The sequence below is a fragment of the Micromonospora sp. NPDC003944 genome, assembly GCF_053605225.1.
This window is the reverse complement of sequence record NZ_JBSGIV010000005.1, coordinates 98,604-118,084: the sequence shown is the minus strand read 5'-3', so window position 1 is coordinate 118,084 and position 19,481 is coordinate 98,604. Positions and strand designations below refer to the sequence as shown.

At 72.4% G+C, this 19,481-nt stretch carries 18 protein-coding genes; 7 read left to right on the top strand and 11 right to left on the bottom strand.

Features of this window, described 5'->3' with window-relative positions; genetic code table 11:
* Positions 1–59 precede the first annotated feature (59 nt).
* Entirely contained in the window at positions 60–1,271 is a 1,212-nt protein-coding gene (locus ACWER9_RS04210; protein ID WP_452300396.1) for a DUF4032 domain-containing protein, read from the top strand.
* A 29-nt stretch (positions 1,272–1,300) separates the two neighbouring features.
* Here the strand turns inward: ACWER9_RS04210 and nagA are convergent, their stop codons facing one another.
* The 3 genes from nagA to ACWER9_RS04195 are packed head-to-tail and all read right to left on the bottom strand — an operon-like array spanning position 1,301 to position 4,345.
* Entirely contained in the window at positions 1,301–2,410 is a 1,110-nt protein-coding gene (gene nagA, locus ACWER9_RS04205) for an N-acetylglucosamine-6-phosphate deacetylase (protein WP_452300395.1), read from the bottom strand.
* The gene (locus ACWER9_RS04200) at positions 2,407–3,360 is read right to left on the bottom strand and encodes an ROK family protein (protein WP_452300394.1); all 954 of its coding nucleotides are present in this window, start codon (positions 3,358–3,360) and stop codon (positions 2,407–2,409) included. Before ACWER9_RS04200 ends, nagA begins: the two co-directional genes overlap by 4 nt.
* A gap of 55 nt (positions 3,361–3,415) precedes the next feature.
* Entirely contained in the window at positions 3,416–4,345 is a 930-nt protein-coding gene (locus ACWER9_RS04195) for an SIS domain-containing protein (protein WP_452300393.1), read from the bottom strand.
* 198 nt (positions 4,346–4,543) lie between these two features.
* On the opposite strand from ACWER9_RS04195, the gene ACWER9_RS04190 reads away from it, so the two are divergent.
* The 6 genes from ACWER9_RS04190 to ACWER9_RS04165 all read left to right on the top strand — a co-directional run bounded on the left by ACWER9_RS04190 (position 4,544) and on the right by ACWER9_RS04165 (position 9,899).
* Positions 4,544–5,329 (top strand): DeoR/GlpR family DNA-binding transcription regulator, encoded by a 786-nt coding sequence (locus ACWER9_RS04190; RefSeq protein ID WP_053654382.1) that lies wholly within the window; start codon positions 4,544–4,546, stop codon positions 5,327–5,329.
* 121 nt (positions 5,330–5,450) lie between these two features.
* Positions 5,451–6,461 carry an ABC transporter ATP-binding protein gene (locus ACWER9_RS04185; protein WP_452300392.1) on the top strand — a complete coding sequence of 337 codons (1,011 nt, stop codon included), beginning with the start codon at positions 5,451–5,453 and terminating at the stop codon, positions 6,459–6,461.
* Positions 6,458–7,474, top strand: a complete 1,017-nt coding sequence (locus ACWER9_RS04180) for an ABC transporter permease subunit (protein ID WP_452300391.1) — start codon at positions 6,458–6,460, stop codon at positions 7,472–7,474. The genes ACWER9_RS04185 and ACWER9_RS04180 overlap by 4 nt, the downstream gene beginning before the upstream one ends.
* A gap of 154 nt (positions 7,475–7,628) precedes the next feature.
* The gene (locus ACWER9_RS04175) at positions 7,629–8,033 is read left to right on the top strand and encodes a DUF3263 domain-containing protein (RefSeq protein ID WP_452300390.1); all 405 of its coding nucleotides are present in this window, start codon (positions 7,629–7,631) and stop codon (positions 8,031–8,033) included.
* Positions 8,034–8,352: 319 nt separating this feature from the next.
* Positions 8,353–9,249 (top strand): hypothetical protein, encoded by an 897-nt coding sequence (locus ACWER9_RS04170; RefSeq protein ID WP_452300389.1) that lies wholly within the window; start codon positions 8,353–8,355, stop codon positions 9,247–9,249.
* 140 nt (positions 9,250–9,389) lie between these two features.
* Entirely contained in the window at positions 9,390–9,899 is a 510-nt protein-coding gene (locus tag ACWER9_RS04165; protein ID WP_452300388.1) for a GNAT family N-acetyltransferase, read from the top strand.
* A 51-nt stretch (positions 9,900–9,950) separates the two neighbouring features.
* Here the strand turns inward: ACWER9_RS04165 and ACWER9_RS04160 are convergent, their stop codons facing one another.
* The 8 genes from ACWER9_RS04160 to ACWER9_RS04125 form a co-directional block, all read right to left on the bottom strand.
* Positions 9,951–10,847, bottom strand: a complete 897-nt coding sequence (locus tag ACWER9_RS04160; RefSeq protein WP_452300387.1) for a superoxide dismutase — start codon at positions 10,845–10,847, stop codon at positions 9,951–9,953.
* A 129-nt stretch (positions 10,848–10,976) separates the two neighbouring features.
* Entirely contained in the window at positions 10,977–13,190 is a 2,214-nt protein-coding gene (locus ACWER9_RS04155; RefSeq protein ID WP_452300386.1) for an AAA family ATPase, read from the bottom strand.
* 36 nt (positions 13,191–13,226) lie between these two features.
* The gene (locus ACWER9_RS04150) at positions 13,227–13,718 is read right to left on the bottom strand and encodes a hypothetical protein (RefSeq protein ID WP_452300385.1); all 492 of its coding nucleotides are present in this window, start codon (positions 13,716–13,718) and stop codon (positions 13,227–13,229) included.
* Positions 13,719–13,757: 39 nt separating this feature from the next.
* Complete coding sequence (locus ACWER9_RS04145; RefSeq protein WP_452300384.1) at positions 13,758–14,528, bottom strand: GTP-binding protein; 771 nt, start codon at positions 14,526–14,528, stop codon at positions 13,758–13,760.
* Positions 14,506–14,994 (bottom strand): DUF742 domain-containing protein, encoded by a 489-nt coding sequence (locus tag ACWER9_RS04140; RefSeq protein ID WP_452300383.1) that lies wholly within the window; start codon positions 14,992–14,994, stop codon positions 14,506–14,508. The genes ACWER9_RS04145 and ACWER9_RS04140 overlap by 23 nt, the downstream gene beginning before the upstream one ends.
* Positions 14,991–15,464, bottom strand: a complete 474-nt coding sequence (locus tag ACWER9_RS04135) for a roadblock/LC7 domain-containing protein (RefSeq protein WP_350857371.1) — start codon at positions 15,462–15,464, stop codon at positions 14,991–14,993. Before ACWER9_RS04135 ends, ACWER9_RS04140 begins: the two co-directional genes overlap by 4 nt.
* The gene (locus tag ACWER9_RS04130) at positions 15,461–18,055 is read right to left on the bottom strand and encodes a nitrate- and nitrite sensing domain-containing protein (RefSeq protein WP_452300382.1); all 2,595 of its coding nucleotides are present in this window, start codon (positions 18,053–18,055) and stop codon (positions 15,461–15,463) included. Before ACWER9_RS04130 ends, ACWER9_RS04135 begins: the two co-directional genes overlap by 4 nt.
* Entirely contained in the window at positions 18,042–19,220 is a 1,179-nt protein-coding gene (locus ACWER9_RS04125; protein WP_452300381.1) for a hypothetical protein, read from the bottom strand. The genes ACWER9_RS04130 and ACWER9_RS04125 overlap by 14 nt, the downstream gene beginning before the upstream one ends.
* Positions 19,221–19,481 lie beyond the last annotated feature (261 nt).

Sequence of the window (19,481 nt, the reverse complement as noted above, 5' to 3'; positions counted from 1 at the left end):
CTGTGGGCCCAACCACGATCAGAGGCGGATGCGGGGGGCGACACGTCATGCTTGTGCCCGTGCGGATCACGTCAGCCCTCGTGGATCCGGCGCTGCTCGACCTGCCCTGGTCGACACCGCTGGAGGAGTGGCCTGCCCAACACCTGGTGGCGCTGCCGCAGGGCATCTCCCGGCACATCGTCCGGTTCGTCCGGTTGGGCGACTACGTGTACGCCTTCAAGGAGACCCGCGAGCGGATCGCCGAGCGGGAGTACGACCTGCTCCGGGCCCTGGAGCGGATCGACTTCCCGTCGGTCGAGGCGGTGGCGGTGGTCGCCGACCGGCAGACCGAGGACGGGGAACCCCTCGAATCGGTGCTGATCACCCGGCACCTCCAGTTCTCGCTGCCGTACCGGGCGCTCTTCTCACACACCCTGCGGCCGGAGACGATGAGCCGGCTGCTCGACGCGCTCGCCGCCCTGATCGTGCGAATGCACCTGACCGGCTTCTTCTGGGGTGACTGCTCGCTGTCGAACACGCTGTTCCGGCGGGACGCGGGCGCCTTCGCCGCCTATCTGGTGGACGCGGAGACGGGCGCCCTGCACAACTCGCTCTCCAACGGTCAGCGTGGCGAGGACCTGGAGATCGCCCGGGTGAACATCTTCGGTGAGGCGCTGGACCTGCAGGCCGCCGGGCTGCTGCACGAGTCCATCGACCCGGAGGTGGTCTGCGAGGAGGTCGTGCAGCGCTACGAGCGGCTCTGGCACGAGATCACCTACGAGCAGGCGATCGAGCGGGAGGCGCGGCGCGACATCGAGGGCCGGATCCGCCGCCTCAACGAGCTGGGTTTCGACGTGGCCGAGGTGGCCATGTCCTCAATCGACGGAGGGCGCTTCCTGGTTCGGCCGAAGGTCGTCGACGCCGGCTACCACACCCGCCGGCTACTGCGGCTCACCGGCCTGGACGCCGAGGAGAACCAGGCCCGCAAGCTGCTCAACGACCTCGACGCCTACCGGGCCGAGAGCGACCTGACCGACGAGCAGCAGGCCGCCCACCGCTGGCTCACCGAGGTCTTCGAACCGGTGGTCCGGGCCGTCCCCGCGCACCTGCGCCGCAAGCTGGAGCCGCAGGAGCTGTTTGCCCAGATCATCGAGCACAAGTGGCTGCTCTCCGAGCAGGCCGGCCGGGACGTCGGGATGCGCCACGCGGTCCAGTCGTACCTGGCCGACGTGCTGGTGCACCGCCCCGACGAACAGGCCGTCCTCGGCGTGGACGTCCCCAGCCTCAGCTGAGGCCCAGCCCGGTCGTCCGGGGCCCGGTGTTACTCCATCCAGGAGCCTCCGCGCAGCACCCGTACCACATTGAGGTCGTCGTCGAGCACCACCAGGTCGGCGCGGAGGCCCACCTGGAGGGACCCGACCCGGTCGCCCAGACCGATGGCCCGTGCCGGGGTGGTGGCCACCATCCGGGCGGCGTCGGCGATCGGGATTCCGGCATTCACGGCGTGCCGCAGGGCGGCGTCCATGGTCAGGGTGCTGCCGGCGATAGCGCCGTCGCGGGCCAGTCGGGCCACCCCGTCGGCCACGGTGACCGCCTGGCCACCAAGCTCGTACTCGCCGTCGGCCATTCCGGCGGCGGCCATCGCGTCGGTGATCAGCGCGGCGCGGTCCGGGCCGGCGGTCGCCGTGGCGAAGGTCAGCGTGCCGTCGTGCAGGTGCACCCCGTCGGCGACCAGCTCGCAGATCACGGTGGGCGCGTCGAGCAGGGCCACCACCGGCCCGGGCTCGCGGTGGTGCACCGGGCGCATCCCGTTGAACAGGTGGGTGCCGACACTGGCACCTGCGGCGACCGCGGCGCGGGTCTGGTCGTACGTGGCGTCGGTGTGGCCCACCGCCGCCACCACCCGCTGCGCGGTGAGCAGCTTGATCGCCTCCAGCGCACCGTCGCGCTCCGGGGCGAGGGTGACCATCCGGATCGCGCCCCGGCCCAACTCGATCAGCTCGGTCAGCTCGTCAGTCGACGGGTCACGCAGGTACTCCGGGTTCTGCGCGCCACAGCGGGCGGCCGACAGGTACGGCCCCTCGAAGTGGACCCCCGCCAACACGCCCTCGTCGACAAGCGGGGCGAACGCCTCGGTGGCCGTACGCATCAGCGAGAAGGGCGCGCTGACCAGGCTGGCCAGCAGCGTGGTCGTACCGTGTGAGAGGTGGAAGTCGGCCGCCGCGCGGGCCTCGTCGGCGTCCCCGGTCGTGAAGGTGTGCCCGCCACCGCCGTGCGTGTGCATGTCGACGAAGCCCGGCAGGATCCAGTGCCCGTCACGCACCGACGGATACTCGGCCACCGCGGTGATCCGGTCCCCGTCCCACTCGACGCAGCCCTGTCGGACGACTCCGGTCGGGGTCACCACTCGGCCGTTCACCCGTACGGTCATCGATTCTCCTGACGGTCACGGACACCCACGGCGTCCAGGGCGAGCAGGGCGGCACCGAGGCAACCGGCCTCGTCGCCAAGGGCTGCCGCGACCAACTGCGGCTCCCGGTGAAAGGTCATCCGTTCGTGCAGCGCCGCGCGCAACGGGGTCAGCAGGCGGTCGCCGGCCTGGGCCAGGCCGCCCCCGAGCACGATCGTCGCCACGTCGAACAGCGCCTGCCCGCTGGCGAGGCCATCGGCGAGCGCCTCGACCGCCTCCCGCCAGACCTGGCCGGCGAGCGGTTCGCCGGCGGCTGCCCGCTCGGCCACCTCGGCCGCGGTCACCGACTCGTCGGCGGACTCGCCGGCCAGTTCCGCGTAGCGGCGGCCGATCGCGGCGGCCGACGCGACCGCCTCCAGGCAGCCGGGCCGACCGCAGCCGCAGCGCGGACCGTCGGGCCGGACCAGGATGTGGCCGATCTCCCCGGCGGCGCCGTGCGCCCCCACGGCCGCCACGCCGTCGACGACGTGCGCGGCGGCGATGCCGGTGCCGATCGCCACGAACAGCACGTGCCCGGTACCCCGTCCGGCACCGAGCCGGGCCTCGGCGAGACCACCGACGCGTACGTCGTGGCCGAGCGCCGTCGGCAGGCCGAGCCGCGTCACCGTCAGGTCCCGCAGGGGTACGTCCCGGAAGCCCACGTTCGCCGACCAGACCGCGACTCCGCGCGCCTCGTCCACCACTCCGGGCACGGCGATGCCGACAGCGATCGGGGTGAGCCCGTCGGCGCGGGCCTTGTCGGCAAGCCCACCGGCCACGTCCAGGATGGTGGCCACCACGGCAGCCGGGCCACGTGCGGCCCCGGTGGGGTGCCGCTCGGTGCCCACCACGACGCCGTCCGGTCGGACCAGGGCGCACTTCATGCCGGTGCCGCCGACGTCGAGCGCAACCACAACGCGGTCGTCGCTCATGGCGATGTCTCGGTTCGCGACTGCGGGGCTCGCAACCCCGGCTCACTCCTCGCGCTCACGCGAGTACCACGGACCGGGTCAGGTGTCGGGGCGCGTCCGGGTCGAGGCCCCGGCTGGTCGCCAGCGCGACAGCGAAGCGCTGGGCCAGGATCAGGTCGGCCATCGGGTCGACCGGGGTACGGCCGGCGGACCAGCTGCCGAGCACCGTGCGCCAACCGTGCGTGCGGCTGTGCACGAAGGCCGCGCCGGTGGCGGCCACGTCCTCGGGCAGCCCGTCGGGCAGCTCACCGAACGCCCAGACCAACCGCCCCGGCGCGGCGACCGAGATGGGCCCGTGTCGGTAGTCCATCGCCGGGTACGCCTCGGCCCAGAAGGTGGCCGCCTCGCGGCACTTCAGCGCCGCCTCCTGGGCCAGGCCGACCGTCCACCCCCGACCGAGGAAGGTGGCCTGCTCGATGGTGGCCGGGTCGATCGGCAGCGGAGATCGCACCGCCACCTCGGCGTCGGCGGCGAGTGCGCTCACCGGGTCGCCGAGCTGGGCCCGGAGCAGGGCCAACGCGGTGGTCGCGAAGCGGGTCTGCACCACCGACCGCTCGTCGGCGAAGGGCATGGTCACGGTTGCGGCGGCCAGGTGGACCGCCGGGGACGCGGGATCGCCGACGATGACGGTGGTGGGTGTCTGGCCGCGCAGTGCGGCGAGCAGCTCCAGCACCTCGGTGGTGGTGCCGGAGCGGGTGATCGCGATCAGCCGGTCGTAGCGGCGCCCGGCGGGGAACTCGGACGCCTGGAACGCGTCGGTCTCACCCTGGCCGGCCTGCTCGCGGCGGGCCGCGTACGCCATCGCCATGAACCACGACGTGCCGCAACCGACGACGGCGACCCGCTCACCGGGGCGCGGCAGGTCGCCGCGGACCACCTCGGCCAGGCTGGCCGCCTCCCGCCAGCAGTCGGGTTGGCTCGCGATCTCCGCGTCCACGTACGCCATGGCAACTCCTCGCAGGCCGGGCTGTGCGCAATACGGCTCGTTACCGCCGCATTTCGCGCGTTATTCTGCGCGAACGCTGGTGACCATGGCAACCGGTGGGCCGATCGCGCAGGTCAGCCTTTTGCGCCAGCCTAGTTTTGCGCACTAGTGTGCACGCAATCAATCACCGTCCGTGCAGTTGCTTGAAGGGCCCCCGCAGTGGACCGGTACGCCAGATGGAACGCCCTGCTCGAGATGCTGACCGACAACGGTCGGGTCAGCGTGGAGGCGGCAGCCGAGCGGCTGGACGTCTCCCAGGCCACCATCCGGCGTGACTTCGACCAGCTCGCGCAGCAGCAGATGATCACCAGGACCCGGGGTGGCGCGGTCGCGAACGGCGTGTCGTACGACCTGCCACTGCGCTACAAGACGGCCAAGCACTCGGCCGAGAAGCAGCGGATCGGAGCAGCCGCCGCGGCGCTCGTCACGCCGGGCACCGTGGTCGGCCTGAACGGCGGCACCACAAGCACCGAGGTGGCGAGGGCGCTCGCCGTACGACCGGATCTGAACACCAGCGCCGAGGGTGCCCAGCTCACCGTGGTGACCAACGCGCTGAACATCGCAAACGAGCTGCTGGTCCGATCCCGGATGAAGGTCGTGGTGGCCGGCGGTGTGGTGCGCCCGAAGTCGTTCGAGCTGGTCGGCCCGCTTGGCGGGGCGCTGCTGCGCGAGGTCACCCTGGACGTCGCCCTGCTCGGGGTGGACGCGATCGATCCGCAGCTCGGCGCCGCCGCCCACCACGAGGGGGAGGCGGCGATGAACAACCTGATGGTGGCCCGCGCCAAGCGCGTGGTGATCATCGCGGACTCGTCCAAGCTGGGGGGTCACGCCTTCGCCCGGATCTGCCCGGTCGAGCGGGTGGAGACGCTTGTGACCGACTCCGGTGCCGCGCCGGAGGTGGTGGACGCGTTCCGCGCCGCAGGCGTACAGGTCGTCTGCGCCTGATCGGTCACGCTCCGTCGATGATTTAGCCTGATCGGCGCGTCACTGCATACCGCGTATTGCGCGCTCCTGCATACCGCGTATGGTGTCGGCTGTCACGCCCATTCATCGGGGGAGGTGCAGCTTGCCAGCTGTCCTGGAGATCGAAGGTCTACGTAAGACGTACAAGAGTCGTCGACGCGGCACCCGCAACGCGCTCGACGGCTTCGACATGCGGGTCGACGCGGGGCAGGTGCACGGCTTCCTGGGCCCCAACGGGTCCGGCAAGACCACTACGCTGCGTACCCTGCTCGGCCTGATCCGACCCGACGGCGGCCGGATGTCGCTGCTCGGGCACGAGGTTCCCGACTCGCTGCCCACCGTCGCCGGCCAGGTCGGCGCGATCGTGGAGAGCCCGCAGTTCTTCCCGCACTTCACGGCACGGGACACGCTGTCCCTGCTCGCCGGGGCGGGCGAGGTGCCGACCTCCCGGGTCGACGAGGTGCTCGAACTCGTCGGGCTGCGCGACCGGGCCGGCGAACGGGTCAAGACGTACTCGTTGGGCATGAAGCAGCGGCTCGCCGTGGCCTCGGCCCTGCTGAAGAACCCGAAGCTGCTCATCCTCGACGAGCCGGCCAACGGCCTCGACCCGGGCGGCATCCGGGAGATGCGTACGTTGATGCGCACCCTCGCCGAGTCCGGAATGACAGTGGTGCTGTCCAGCCACATCCTCGGCGAGATCCAGCTGATCTGCGACTCGGTCACGATCATCTCGCTCGGTCGACGGGTCGCGTTCGGCCCCGTCGACGAGGTGCTCGCGCAGCACTCGTCCGGCGCGGTCCGGATCCGGCTGGAGGCGGTCAGTGACCTGCCGATCGCCACCGAGGCGCTCACCCAGGCCGGAATCCGGGTGACCGGTCACCCGGACCACCTGATGCTTGCCGGCGTCGACAAGCCGGCGTCGGTGACGCGGCTGCTCGCCGAGAAGAACCTCTACGTCAGCGAGTTGGCGCCGATCGCCGTCGATCTGGAGAGCGTCTTCCTCGAACTGACCGCCACCGCGCCGGTACCCGGCCAGCACCGGCAGGTCGACGAGTCCACGAAGGTCGGCGGGACGGGTCAGCCCGGTCCCGCCGGGGGAGGGTGGGGCGCGTGAGCCTCTTTCGTACGGAGCTGCGCCGGCTCACCAAGCGGCGCTTCACCCGCTACTCGACACTGCTCGGCCTGCTCGTGCTCGTCGCGGTGGTGGTCGGGGTGTTCTTCACCAACCAGAAGATCGACGCCGGCCAGCTGGCCCGGGCCGAGCGTCAGGCCGACCAGCAGTACCAGGAGCAGGTGCGCTGGAGCGAGCAGGAGCGCGCGGAGTGCGAGAAGGCCAAGACGTCGGGTACGGCGACCGACGGCCGGTACCCGGACGACTGCTCGGTGATCACGCCCCCGGCGCGGGACCAGATCGAGGCGGAGTGGTTCCTGCCCTCGACGTTCGACTTCAGGGAGACGTTCGACGAGACGCTGATTCCGTTCGCGGCGATCCTCGCGCTTGTCGGGTTCGTGGTCGGTGCGTCCTTCGTCGGTGCCGAGTGGAGCACCGGCGGCATGATGAACCTGCTGCTCTGGCGGCCTAAGCGGCTCACCGTGCTGCTCACCAAGCTCGCTGCGCTGCTCACCGGCATCCTGGCGGTGACGCTCCCGGCCGCGGTGCTGTGGTTCGCCGGGTTCTGGGCGGTCGCCACGTTCCGCGGCAGCACCGAGAAGATGACCTCCGGGGTGTGGCAGTCGTTCCTGCTGACAGGTCTGCGCGGAGTGGCGCTGGTGTTGGTGCTCACCACCATCGGCTTCGCCCTCGCCTCGTTGGGTCGGCACACCGCGATGGCCCTCGGTGGCGTGGTGGCGGTGATGGTGGTCGGCCAGTTCGGTCTGGGCATCCTGCTGGGGATGGCGGGCGTGCGGTTCGCCGAGGCCTGGCTGCTGCCCACGTACATCCTGGCCTGGATGACGAAGACGGTCACCCTGCAGGACTGGAACTCCTGCAACGCGACCTACTACGGCGAGTGCGAGCCGGCGAAGATGGACATCACCTGGCAGCAGTCCTCAGTGCTGCTCTCGGTCTCGGTGGTGGTGATCCTCGGGGCGGCGCTCTGGACCATGCGTCGCCGCGACATCACCTGATTCCGGTACTCGACTGATCTCAGTGCTCGACGCGAAGGCCCTCGGCTCCTGCGGGGGCCTTCGTGTCGTCGTGGGCGCGACAGGTTCGCGACGTTCGCGCTGCCGGCCGCGCCGGCTGGTGCGACCCGGATCGTCCCTGGCTAGGCTGAGTGTCATGTCCGCCGACGCCACCCCGGCCACGCCCGAGCCGTCCACCGACGCTCGTCCGGGCGACGCCCCGGGTGCTGTCGGGCCGGCGGTCCCGACGCCGCGGCCGGCACCGCCGATCGAGAGCACCGACGATTCCGAACCGGACGATGGCGCCGACGTCCCACCCAGCGGGCCGGCACCCGGGCTCACCGAGCGGGAGAGGGCCATCCTCGCCTTCGAGCAGCAGTGGTGGCGGCACGCCGGCGCCAAGGAACAGGCCGTCCGGGACACCTTCGGGATCTCGTCGACCCGGTACTACCAACTGCTCAACGGTCTGCTGGACAATCCGGCAGCCCTCGCCGCCGACCCGGTCCTGATCAGCCGTCTCCGCCGCCTGCGCTCCTCCCGAGCCCGCAACCGCCGCCGCTAAACCCCCGCACGCCGCCTCCCCGCGCCGCCCGCCTCGCCCCGCCCGCCCCGCCCGCCTCGCTGATCTTGCAGATTCTGTCGCCGCTTCGTGGTCTTCTGGGGCTTTTGTCGCTACACAAAGTGCAAGATCGCGCAGGTGGGCGGGGCGGGCGGCGCCGGCAGAGCGGGCGGGGCTCGCGGGCGGGTGGGCTGGCTGCATGGCGGGTGGTGGGGCGGGTAGGCGGGTGGCGTTCCGGGGTCGCCTGCGGCCTCGGGCCCAGGAAGGGAGCGGGGTATGACGGCAACGAACCAGAGCGGCACAGGAGAGCAGGGGGAGACGCATGCGGCCGCCGACGACCTTCGACAGCGCTGACCCGAGCGGTGCGCCGGGGCTGGCGTCGGTGATGCGGGTACGCTCCGCGTCCGCGCCAGCCCCGGGCCGGCCGGTCAACGAGGATCTGGTCTTCCGGTTCGGCCCGTTGGTCGGTGTCCTGGACGGCGCGACGGTGCCGGACGGCTTCGACACCGGCTGCGTGCACGGTCCCGAGTGGTACGTCCGGCACCTGGCCGCCCGGCTCGGCGTCGCCGAGGCGGTACGCCCCGCCGCCCGGCTGACCAGCAACCTGGCCGCGGCCATCCTGGCGGTACGCGCCGACCACGGCGGGCAGTGCGACCTCGACCATCCGGGCACCCCGTCCAGCACCGTCTGCCTGCTGCGGGAGTGCGGTGACCAGGTGGACTATCTGGTGCTCTGCGACAGCCCACTCGTCCTCGACATGGGCGGGCAGGTGAGCGTGGTCACCGACAACCGGCTGGATACGGCGATGGCGGAACTGCGGGAGACCGTGGCCGTGGTTCCGGGCGGCGCGGCGGACCCGGTCACCCGGTTCCGGCACGCCGTGAGCGTCCAACGGGAGCGGATGAACCGTACCCACGGGTACTGGGTGGCGGCTTCCGATCCGGATGCGGCCTTCCACGCGGTGACCGGGACCGCGCCCCGGCACGGTCCGGGGGCACTCCGGCGGGCGGCGCTGCTCAGTGACGGCGCGTCAAGCGCGGTGGAGCAGTTCGCGCTCACCGACTGGGCTGGCCTGCTGGACCTGCTGAGCGCCGACGGTCCGGGCGCCTTGATCGACAGAGTGCGGGACGCCGAGCGCGACCACCCCGACCGGCTGCGCCGGCACAAGTCCACCGACGACGCGTCGGTGGTGTTCTGCGAGTTCGAGGCGACGGTTTGAGCGTTCGGCACCCGGTCGGGTGACAACAGAGCGTGATGTGGAACACCCGGGCCGCCCGACCGGCCGGTACCGCTGCCCGGACCGCCAGTGGATGGCCAATGGGGTGGACTTCGGCCGATGAGGGCGGCAGACTGCGGCACGTGGCGGGTGCGGTCCGGCTGGAGCCGGTGGACGAGCGGAACCTGGAGCCGTTGCTCTCCGTAGCGGCTGCGGAGGCGGAGCCGGGTGACGTGATGCCCCCGGTCGAGGCGCCTGCCGGCTGGTCACTCGCCCGCCGCGACGCGTTCCGCGATTTCCACCGGGCGAGCTTCGGCGGGCTGGACGGCCCGACCGGTTCGCAGATGTACGCCATCCTCGTCGGCGGCGAGGTGCTGGGCATGGTCCGGATGACACGCTGTGACGAGCCGCGCACGGTGGAGACCGGGATGTGGCTCGGCCGGTCGGCGCGCGGGCAGGGGATCGGCGCGGCGGCCCTGCGGGAGTTGCTGAACGCCGCCGCTCGGGCGGGCATGCGGGTCGTCGTGGCGGACACGACAAAGGACAACGTCGGCGCAATCACCGTACTCGAGAAATGCGGTGCGAAACTGCGCGAAGATGGCGACAAGGTGCGCGCCGAGATCTGCCTGGATTCGACGCCGCCGGCGTTGTGAAGTGCCCGGCGGGGTCGGCGGCGACCGCTGGGCCGCCGCCGACCGTCCCGGTCAGGCCGGCACGCGGACGATGTCGTAGTCGGTGCTCGGCGTCGACGCCACGTCGAACCGGCCGTTCACCACGTACAACGCCGAGCCGAGCAGGTCACCGGTGGCAGGTGAACGCAGCAGCGGGCTGGTGATCTCGCGCTGCACCACACCGGCGGTGTAGCCGGCGTTCAGCCGGACCACCGCGATGATGTTCGACAGGTTCCGGATCACGTGCAGGGTGCGACCGCGCAGCACCAGACCGTCGGCCCGGTCCGCCGAGTAGCCGCCCAGGTCGAAGAGGCGGCTGCTGCCGGTACGCGGGTCGACGCGTACCAGGTGACCGGTCAGCATCTGCGCGACGAGCAGATCACCGTTCGGCAGCGCCACGATCCCGTTGTTGAACGCGTCCGGAGTCGCGCCCGGACCGGTGAGTGGCAGCACCCGGAAGGCGTTGGCGGCCGGCAACCGACCGTTCCGGCCGAGCGGCACCACGTACAGCACCGGCCGGACGGAGTCGGTGAAGTAGATCGCCCGCTCGGTGATCACCAGATCGTTGACCAGGGTGTTGGGGTCGGTGGTGAACTGGTAGTGCGCCAACCGGGCGCCGCTGCCCGGGTCGTACACGCTGGCCCCGCCGCCATAGAAGTCGGCGGTCCAGAGCCGGCCCTGCCGGTCGAGCTCGATACCCGCCTTGGCGGTCCCCGGTGTGCCGGGAATCAGCACCGAGCCGCGTCCGGTGCGTAAGTCACCCCGCCACACGGCACCGTCCAGGACGGAGCCCACGTAGACCGTGGTGCCCCGGCCGATCGTCAGTCCTTCCGGGGTGTAGCCGTTCGGCAGCGCGATGCGGGCGGGGAACGGCTTCGCCGGATGAGCCGTCGCCGGTGCGCCGACCGAGACCAGGGTCGCCGCAGCCACGAGGGGGACGAGGAGGAGAGAGAGCCGCTTGCGCAAGGAACACCACCTGACGTCGCAGTGGACGACTCCACTGAGGAATGTGACGTACTAGGGACGTCCGGGGCGCGGCGAAAGGTTGTGCCGGTCGGATCACTCCCGGTTGGCGGCGTACGTGGCGAGCCACCTGACCTGGGCCGGGTCCAACGACGGGCGGACCCGATCACGTGCCCTCGACACGTGCTCGGCGGTGACCGTGGCGGCGGCGAGTGACTCCCGCATCGCGGCCAACGCCGCCTCACGGACCAGCGCCGCGCAGTCCGCAGCGGAGAAGCCGGTCAGCTCGTCGCCGAGAGCGGACAGGTCGACGTCCGGTGCCAACGGGACCTGCCGGGACGCGGCCCGCAGGATCTCCGCGCGGGCGGGCCCGTCCGGTGGCGGCACGTAGACCAGCCGCTCCAACCGGCCCGGCCGCAGCAGCGCCGGGTCGATCAGGTCTGGACGGTTCGTCGCGCCGACCACCACCACGTTGCGCAGCGTCTCCACCCCGTCCAGCTCGGTGAGCAGGGCTGCGACCACCCGGTCCGTGGTGCCCCCGTCGGTGGCCTGGCCGCGTACCGGCGCCAACGCGTCCACCTCGTCCAGGAAGATCAGCGTGGGGGCCGCCTCCCGGGCCCGACGGAACAGCTCGCGGACCGCGCGTTCGCTCTCCCCGACCCACTTGGAGAGCAGTTCGGCGCCCTTGACCGACAGCACGTTGGCCCGTCCCGACCCCGCCAGCGCGGTGACCAGGAAGGTCTTGCCGCACCCCGGCGGCCCGTAGAGCAGCACGCCGCGCGGTGGCTGCACGCCGAGCCGGGCGAAGGTGTCCGGGTAGGTGAGCGGCCACAGCACCGACTCGGTCAGCGTCTGTTTGACCTCGTCCAGGCCGCCCACGTCGTCGAGGGTCACCGAGGCCAGGTCCAGGGTGGATGCCGCCATCGTGGTGGGCCGGACCACCTCCCGGGCGGCGGTGAAGTCGGCCATCGACACCGTCGGCGTCTCGGCGGACTTCTGCCGCAGCGCCGCGCGTACCCCGGCCTCCCGGACCAGTGCGGCCAGGTCCGCCGCGACGAACCCGGGGGTACGCGCGGCCACGTCGTCCAGCCGGACGTCGTCGGCCAACGGCACCTGCCGGGTGAGCACGGTGAGCTGCTCGCGGCGCAGCGCCTGATCCGGAAGCGGCACGCTGATCCGCAGCGACAGCAGGTCGGGTGCGCGCAGCGCCGGATCGACCGCCTCCGGTCGGCCGGTGGTGCAGACCACGGCGACGCCGGCGCGGATGCTCTCCGCGAGCACCTGACGGAACACCGTCGCCACCGGGCCGGGATCGTCCGCGGGTGCGAGCGCCTCGACGTCGGTGACCAGCAGCACCGCCGGGCCGCCGGCTCGGGCCGCCGTCGCCGCTGCCCGCAACCGCTCGGCGGCGGCCTGATTCGCCAGGGCGGCCAACTCGGGTGCCCAGAGCGGGTGGACGCGGGCACCGACCCGGGCGGCCACGGCCCGCACCAGCGCCGACTTGCCGGAGCCGGCCGGGCCGACGAGCAGCACCCCCAACGAGATCGTGGTACCCAGTCGGCCCAGCACCTCCCGGTGGTGGAAGCCGAGGTCCAACAGCTCGGTCAGCTCCTTGGCCTGGGCCCGCAGCCCGGGAAGCTCGTCCACGTCGGGCACGTCCTCGGCCGCGACCGCGTCGGCGCTCGCCCCCGGCCGGGCCGGTATCGTGCCGACCGGGGCCGGTCCACCGTGGGTGGTCGCGCCGTGCTGCCAACCGGTCACCGTGCCCATGGTGACGAGCGCGCCGTCCGCCGGCTCGACCGCGACCACGGTGAGCAGGGTGCTGGTCCAGGCGAAACCGACGGTGTTGGCCAGGCTGTGTCGCGCCGCCTCGACCAGGCTGCGGACCGAGGCGTCCGGCAGCACGTCCTGCGGCAGCAGCGATACGTCGTCACCGGCGGTGAGCACCTTGCCCAGCAGGGCGAGCCGGAGCATCTCCGGGCTGACCGCCGCGACGACTCCCACCGGCCCGGCCAGCACGACCCGGCTGGCCGGAACCAACGGCACCGGGCTCACCCGCACCTGACCACCGTCGCGCAGACCCAGGTTGCCCAACGTCAGGTCGTCGGCGTACAGCAGGGCGCTGCTCGCGCCCGGCCCGGCCGCCGCGGCGATCCCGGCCGTCTCCCGGCGGCCGGCGAGGCGGACCGGGTCGCCGGGGCGGAGGCCCAGCGCGGTCAGCGCCTCCGGGTGCAGCCGCACGATGCCCCGTCGGGCGTCCAGCGCCGCCGGTCGCAGGCTCGCCGTCAAGTTCAGGTCGGGTTGCGCCACTGCCCGACCGTAGCCGCCGGCAGCCAGCCCCGCCGGTCAGCGCCGCGGATCCAGCTCGTCCAGGAGCGTCGGGTCACGTCGGATCAGCTCGGCCAGCCGGGCCGCCGGGTCCGGGGTCAACCCGTCCGGGCCGGGCGCCCAGGCGGGCACGGTCCGGCCGGAGAGCGGCCAGGCCGGCGGCGGTTCCACCGGGGTCGGCGGGGGCACCGGCCCGACCGTGACGGCGGGCCCGTTCCAGGAGACCCGCATCGGGTACGTCCGCCCGGCGTGCTCCACCTGCACGGTCACCGCCAGCCCGGGGTACGCCCCGACGACCTGGCGGACCGCCTCGGCCACCTCCTCGACCGGCCCCCATCCGTCGCCCGGAGCCTCCACCCCCGCGTGCCGGCCCGGCCGGGCGTTGCGGGTGCCGCTGACGAGGCCGGGCGGGCTCGACAAGGCGGTGTCGTCACGGTCGGTGGCCCGACGGCGCGACGCCTCCTCACGTCGAGCCAACCGGGCCAGCGTCTCGTCCAGGTCGCCCCTCACCAGATCACCCTCTTCCCGCCACGGCCGGAGCCGGTCGGCTCAGGCCCTCCTGTCCCGGGTGGCGCGGTCCAGCGCGCGGTCCAGGACGACCAGTAGGGCGTCCCGCACCGAGAGCCGGTCGCGGGCGTCGAACTGCACCAGGGGTACATGATCGCCGATGGCCAGCGCCCAGCGGATCTCGCCGAGCTCCAGGGCCAGTCGACCGTCGAAGGCGTTGACCCCGACGACGAACGGCAGCCCGGCCCGCTCGAAGAAGTCGATGGCCGGGAAGCAGTCGTCGAGCCGTGCGCTGTCCACCACCACGAGCGCGCCGAGCGCTCCCCGGGCCAGGTCGTCCCACATGAAGCCGAACCGGGTCTGCCCCGGCGTGCCGAACAGATAGAGCTTCAGGCTGCGATCGATCGTCACGCAGCCGAAGTCCATCGCCACCGTGGTGGTGGTCTTGGCAGATCGGGCACCCGGGTCGTCCACGCCGATCCCGGCGCTCGTCATCTCGGCCTCGGTGGTCAGCGGTGCGATCTCGGAGATCGCACCCACGGTGGTGGTCTTGCCCACCCCGAATCCACCGGCCACCAGGATCTTGACCGGGATCGGCGGTGCCGCCGGCTTACCCGACGAAGACGACCCCGACTGCGCACCCGACGGGGGCCGGTACGGCGGTGGTGCGGTCGGCGACGCGGTAGGCGGTGGGCCGGCCCGCCCGACTATCGGCCCGGTGCCCGGGGACATGCCGTAGCGGGCGGCGGCGCTGTTCGCGGCGACCCCGCCGAGCGGGGCGGCCGGCCATTCAGGAGATCGCACGGAGTCCATCAATCACTCGCAGGATGAGATCGGGATCGACAGCGTCGTCGGTGTCGGTGACATGCACGTCCAGGTGCCCGGCGGCGCGCAGGTCGCCGACCAGGACCCGTACCACGCCGAAGTGCAGTCGGGCGCGGGCCGAGATCTCGGCCACCGAGATCGGTTCGGCGCAGAGCGCGATGATCGTCTGAAGCTCCGGTGCCAGCAGGCTGCCGGGTGGACCGGTCCACCAGCCGCTCTCCGTGCGGAGGGTCACCTGGGTCTCCAGGCCGATCGCCGGGTCGGCGCCCGCCACCCGTCCGGAGGTGAGCACGAACGGACGGGGACCGGCCGGCCGGCCCCCGTCCTGCTCCGGCTCGGGCTGCACCGGTGTCGCCGTCGCGCCAACCCCGGTCGGGGGTGGCGTACGCAGGTACGGGCGGATCCGAACCCTGGGATCCGGATCCGGATCGTCGCCGGCGACGTCGGGGGTCACTGCTGAACGGCGTTCTTCAACTCGACGATCAGTCGCGGGGTCAGGGCGCCACCGGCCCGCCCGGCGAAGAGCGTCATCTCGTACGCGACGGTGCCCAGGTTCGCCGAACGGTCGGCGACGACCCCGAGCACGGAACCGCTGCTGATCGCGCTGATCAACAGGTAGCCGTCGGCCATGTCGACGATCACCCGGTTCAGGCCGCCGAGCGCGTACCAACTGGCGGCCCCACCGGCGAGGCTCGTCATTCCGGACACGACGGCGGCCAACCGCTCCGCGTTGGACCGATCCTTGATCGCCGACATGGCCATCAGCAGACCGTCCGAGGAGACCGCGATCGCTTCCAGGACCCCTGCGGTGCTGGAGGTGAAGGAGTCCAGCAACCAGTTGAACGTACGGGCCTCCGGGCTGAGGTCCCCATTGGTGCTGGGCTGACTCTGGTCGACATTGTCGTGTAGGAAGGGGCTGGTCACCGTGATGATCCTTCTTCGTTCCGGTGGTCGGGGCTGACTTCGCGGAGAGCGCGGGCGACGCCCGCCTCGAACTCGCTGATGAGGTCACGGACCTCGGCCGGATCACCGAGGTGCGTCGTTGGCGGTTGGCAGGCCGGGATGGCGGTGAGGTTCGCCCCCGGTACCCGTCGGCTCAGCCGCGGCCGCTCTGCTGCGGCATCGGTCGAGCCGCCACCACGCGGCACCGTGGGGCCGGCGCCGCCCGGGGTGCTGGGCAGGTCGAGCGTCGTGCCCGGGTCCACCACCGCAGCCCCGGAGCTGGCCGTCCGCGTCGACGCGCCGCCGAGGCCCGGTGCCACGTGCAGCTCGGCGCGTCGTACACCCTCTTGGAAGGCCTCGACAAGCGCGAGGGCTTCGGCGGGGTCCGCGCCTGTCGCGTCCACCGGCCGGGTCGTCGCGGCGGTGGCGTGCAGGGTTGCCCCGGGGACCCGCTGCCGCACCCGTGGCCCGGCCGGCTTGCCCGCCGGCTCCGGGCTCTGGGTCTCGGGAACGACAGGCTCCGGCTGGCCCTGACCGAACGCGTTCCAGGACGGGCCGGCGTCCAGGCTGCGGGTGGCCCGGCTGAGCAGGTCCGAGTCGAAGCGGGCCGGTGCGGCGACGGCCACCGCGGCGGGCTGCTCGGGGTCGAGCGTCGCAGTCGTACGCCGATCCCGTTCCGGCACCGCCGCGCGGGCCACGGCGGCCCCGGCACGGTCGGCGCGGCGCAGCACCAACGACGTCGCCGGGATCTCCAGCTGTGCGGTCACCCCGCCGCCGCCGGTGGCGGCCAGGGCGACCTGCCAGCCGTGCCGACGGGCCAACCGGCCCACCACGAAGAGACCGAGCACCTCGGTCGGGGCCAGGTCGAGCCGTTCCCGGCGGGTGAACCTGGCGTTCTCCTCAGCCAGCCGTTGTTCGCTCATGCCGATGCCGTGGTCCACCACGGTCAGCCGCGCGCCGAGGCCGGACGTCTCGGCGGCCACCAGCACCCGGGTGTGCGGCGGGGAGAAGACAGTGGCGTTCTCCATCAGCTCGGCAAGTGCCAGCACGAGGTCACCGACCACTGCCGGCGCGGCCGAGACGCCCGCCGGCACCTGCACCTCCACCCGGGTGTAGTCCTCGATCTCACCGAGCGCCAACCGGACCACGTCGGCAAGCGGCACCGGCGCGGTGTGCGCGTCGGCCCCGGCCGAGCCGGAGAGCACCACGAGGCTGCCCGCGTTGCGCCGCAACCGGCTGGAGATGTGGTCGAGTCGGTACAGGTGCTCGAGCCGGCCCGGGTCGGCCTCCTGCTGCTCCAGCCGGTCGATGAGCGCGATCTGCCGACCCACCAGGTTCTGCGTACGCCGCCCGACGTGGCCGAACATCTGCGCCACGTTGCGCCGGCCGGCGACCTGCCGCTCGACCAACTGCGCCGCCGTGTTCTGCACCCGGTCGAAGGCCCGCGCCAGGTCGCCGATCTCGTCGTTCGCGCGGATGTCCACCGGCTCCAGCCGCACCGACTGGGTTCTCTCCGTCTCGTCGTCGGTGACCCGGACCAGCTCCGCCTCGGCGACCCGGGCGACCCGGTCGGCCGAGCGCGTGAGGCGGGTCAGCGGTCGGGCCACCGTCCGCGCCACCGCCACGCTGAGCAACACCACCAGCGTGAGGATCAAGGCCGCCGCGGCACCGACGAGGTACGCGGCCGTCAGCGCCCGTTGCTGCTCGGCCGTCACCTCGGCGAGAACGTCGGCGACGAGCTTCTTCTCGACGAACTGACCGAGCCGGATCATCGTGCGGACGGCCGGGAAGAGCGCTTCCATCGGCACGTCCCGGACGGCGGCGGCCGGATCCCGGGCGCTTCTGACCAGGAAGTCGGGGCTGGTACGCGCGGCCACAGCGGCCTCGTTGAGCTGGGCCACCGTGAGCTGCTCAGGCGTGATCAGGCTGCGGAAGCGCGAGTTGTCGACCTGGAGCGCGGCGATGCAGGCCACGTACCCGGCGGTGGTGTCCGGTGTGCCGATCGCCTTGACCAGCAGGCTCAGGGTGGCGCAGGCACCCAGGCCCTCGTCGGCGCGGAGCAGCCCGTCGAGGGCGAGCACCTGACGGCCCGGCAACGTGGTGGTGTCCACGCTGAACGGCAGCCGCAGTGACTCGATGATCCCCTTGTTGACCGGGCCGAACGCGTCCATCACCTGGCCCGGGTTCGCGGTGCGGGCCAGGACGGCGGTCCGCAGGTCGATGAGACTGGACACGCGGTCGAGGGCGCGGTCGACCTGATCGGTGAGCGCGTCGCTGCGGGCCGCCCGGAGGTCGGCCACCCGGTCGTCCACGTCGGCGGACTTGCGGACCAGCTCACTTCGTTCGATGCGGCCGAGTAGGAAGCCGATGGAGAGGATGCGTTCCTGCTGGAGATCCTGGACCAGGCTGCCGACCCGGCTGGCGAGGCGTACCCGCTCGGCGGTGTCGCCGGCCCGCTGCGCGGCGGCGGTTCGGTCGAGCATCACCGGCACGGCCAGGCCGACCATGCTGAGCAGCGGGATCACCACGAGCAGCGCGAGCTTGCCGCGGATCCGGAGCCTACCGAGCAGCATCGAACGCCCCCCACTGTGTGGTCTCGGGGTCCCGGGCCGCGCCGGCCGGTTGCAGCGCCCGCTGCTCGTCCGTCGGCGGTTGCCAGGGGTCGCGGTGCGGCGGGGCGTCGGGGCTCTCCGTGTGGGTCGCGGCCAGGGTGGCACGACGCCGTGCCCGGCGGCCGGCGACGACGAGCAACGCGGCGAGCCAGCTCAGCAACAGCACGGCGACGATCCCTGCCCCGGCGGTCAGCCAGCGGTCCCGGTTGAGCCGATCGATGCGCTCGGCCAGCAGAGAGTCCAGCTCGGTGAGGATGACGGGCTGAAGTTGGCGGGCCGAGCGGTGCGAGTTGAGCGCGGCGGCACTCAACTGGCCCGGGTTGACCACGCCGGTGTCCCTGGCCGGCACGGAGTACGCGGCGAGCGCCTCCACCGAACGCTGGTAGGTGTCCAGCGGGGTCAGCACGTTGGCACCGAGGTCGGTGCTCTCCGAACCGTCCACGGCCGAGCGGAGGTTGTCGACGAGGTCGGCGGCGGGCGTCAGGGCGGACACCCGCAGGCCGGTCAGCTCCATCAGGCCGCGCGGTTGCTCGGCGGCCGGCCGGCGGGAGACAAGCGTGCCGAGGTCGGCGAGCCGACCGGCGGCGACCACCGCCTCGGGCAGTTCCTGGCCGGCGCTGTCCTGGAGGAAGAACGAGTCCGACTCGGGGTCGCGGACCAGCCCGGAACTCTCCCGGACCTTCCGGTGCAGGGCCAGCAGCAGGTCGGAGGCCTCACCGTACGCGGTGTAGGCGGCCTCGGGGTCGGTGGCGCTACGCCCGCGCAGCGCCTCCAACTTGGCCCGTACGCCGGCCCAGCGTTCCTGGCTGAGCAACTCCCCGCCGATGCGGGCGTCCACCGCGGCGGCCGCCTCGACCGCGTTGTTCAACGCCTCCCGTGCGACGGGTCGGCCGTTGACCGCGTTGGACTGGGCATCCACCAGGGCGTCGGTGACCGCCGCAAGCGCGGTGAGGTACTCCACGCCGAGTCGTTCTCTGGTGGCGAGGTCCCGGTCGTCGGTGATCTGCCGCCAGTTCGACGTCACGAGCAGGCCCAACGGTGCCAGCAGTGCTCCGATGAGCAGCAGGGGCAGCAGTCGGCCCAGCGTGGACGGCCGTCGACGGGCCCGCGGCGCGGGGATCGTCATGTGTGTCTCCTCCGGCGTGGGGCGCGGATCGGCGCGGCGTCGGGCGAGCCGACAAGTCCCGTGCACCGGACCGGAAAACTAATCGAACCCTCGCCTGGTCAGACCTCACTCAGCGAGTCAGGTTCGCGTCACTTCGAGCCATGTCACCATTTGTCCGCGTTACCGGCACGCTCTGTGTCACCTGTGGGTGTGACATGGAGGGATCGAGGTGGATATCTGTGGAAGATCGGAATTCACGGGATCCGAAGTCAACTCGCTGTG

Coding starts and splice junctions, on each gene's coding strand:
- nagA (WP_452300395.1), bottom strand. CDS start 2,410: ATGACCGTACGGGTGAACGGCCGAGTGGTGACCCCGACCGGAGTCGTC.
- ACWER9_RS04200 (WP_452300394.1), bottom strand. CDS start 3,360: ATGAGCGACGACCGCGTTGTGGTTGCGCTCGACGTCGGCGGCACCGGC.
- ACWER9_RS04195 (WP_452300393.1), bottom strand. CDS start 4,345: ATGGCGTACGTGGACGCGGAGATCGCGAGCCAACCCGACTGCTGGCGG.
- ACWER9_RS04175 (WP_452300390.1), top strand. CDS start 7,629: ATGTCCGCCGACGCCACCCCGGCCACGCCCGAGCCGTCCACCGACGCT.
- ACWER9_RS04170 (WP_452300389.1), top strand. CDS start 8,353: ATGCGGCCGCCGACGACCTTCGACAGCGCTGACCCGAGCGGTGCGCCG.
- ACWER9_RS04145 (WP_452300384.1), bottom strand. CDS start 14,528: ATGGACTCCGTGCGATCTCCTGAATGGCCGGCCGCCCCGCTCGGCGGG.
- ACWER9_RS04130 (WP_452300382.1), bottom strand. CDS start 18,055: ATGCTGCTCGGTAGGCTCCGGATCCGCGGCAAGCTCGCGCTGCTCGTG.
- ACWER9_RS04125 (WP_452300381.1), bottom strand. CDS start 19,220: ATGACGATCCCCGCGCCGCGGGCCCGTCGACGGCCGTCCACGCTGGGC.